This window comes from Haloferax sp. s1 (assembly GCF_058382125.1).
Genome location: NZ_JBZRPK010000108.1, coordinates 1 through 1,109 on the forward strand (window position 1 = coordinate 1; position 1,109 = coordinate 1,109).

General features: G+C 61.5%; 1 protein-coding gene. It reads right to left on the reverse strand.

Features of this window, described 5'->3' with window-relative positions; genetic code table 11:
• Positions 1-888 (reverse strand): phosphotransferase family protein (locus QT222_RS00750; RefSeq protein WP_491475983.1); only part of this gene is annotated, 888 nt, incomplete at its 3' end.
• Positions 889-1,109 lie beyond the last annotated feature (221 nt).

Consider the following 1,109-nt stretch of genomic DNA (forward strand, 5'->3'; position numbering starts at 1 on the left):
CTCGATGCCGGTCTCACGCTCGTACCGCTCGACGAGGTCGCGGCGGGTCGGATATTCTTCGGACTCCATGAACGTGGCGGTCAGTTCGGGCGTCGCGGGGTCGGGGTCCCCCGGATCGCGCCAATAGGCTAGCATCCAACCGAGGTCGGCAAGCGGATCGCCGAGCGTCGCCATCTCCCAGTCGAGAACCGCGGCCAGTTCGGGCGGCGTACCCGGTGTGTACATCACATTATCGAGTTTGTAGTCACCGTGGACCAGCGCGTGTTCGTGGTCACTCGGGCAGTTGTCCGCGAGCCAGTCACCGACCTCTCGGAGTTCGGGCACCGTCCGTTCGTCGGCGGTGCGTTCGAACGCCCACTCCAACTGCTGGGTCCAGCGTTCGACTTGTCGCTCGGTGTATCCCGCCGGATGGCCGAACTCACCGAGGCCGACGTCGCCGTAGTCGACGGTGTGAATCGCGGCGAGCGTGTCGACGAGTTCCTCGCCGATACGCCGCCGCGACTCTGCCGTCTCGAAACGGTCGGGTTCCTCGTCTCTGAGTACGTCGCCCTCAACTCGCTTCATCACGTAGAAATCGCTTCCGACGACCGAGTGGTCCTCGCAGGCCAGCACGGTCTTCGGAATCGGTACGTCGGTGTCCTGCAACGTGTCCAGCACGCGGGACTCCCGCAACACGTCGTGGGCGGTTTCGGCGGTCTCGCCCGGCGGGGGCCGCCGAACCACGAGTTCCCGGTCTCCCCACGTCACGAAGAGCGTCTCGTTGGAGTGGCCCTCCGCGTGGTATCGGACGGAGTACTCCTCGACGGGACCCAACCGTTCGGAGAGATAGTTCCTGAGCGCCTGCTGGTCGACGAGTCGTTCGAAGTAGTCTTTGTCGGTGTCTTTCATGGGTTGGTCTGTCTGTCGGCGGATTCGGCGACCGCTGCGTCGAGATTTTGCGTCTATTGTTCGTACAATACCAGTATAGAACTTACGAAGGTAATAAATTCGGGAAAATGCTTTTACATCGTTTTTGAGATTTTAGAATATGAAGTACGACGACCCCCAACGGGGAAGAGAGGTCACCGAACGAGTCCGGACCTTCGTCAAGGAGGAGGTCATCCGCGTCG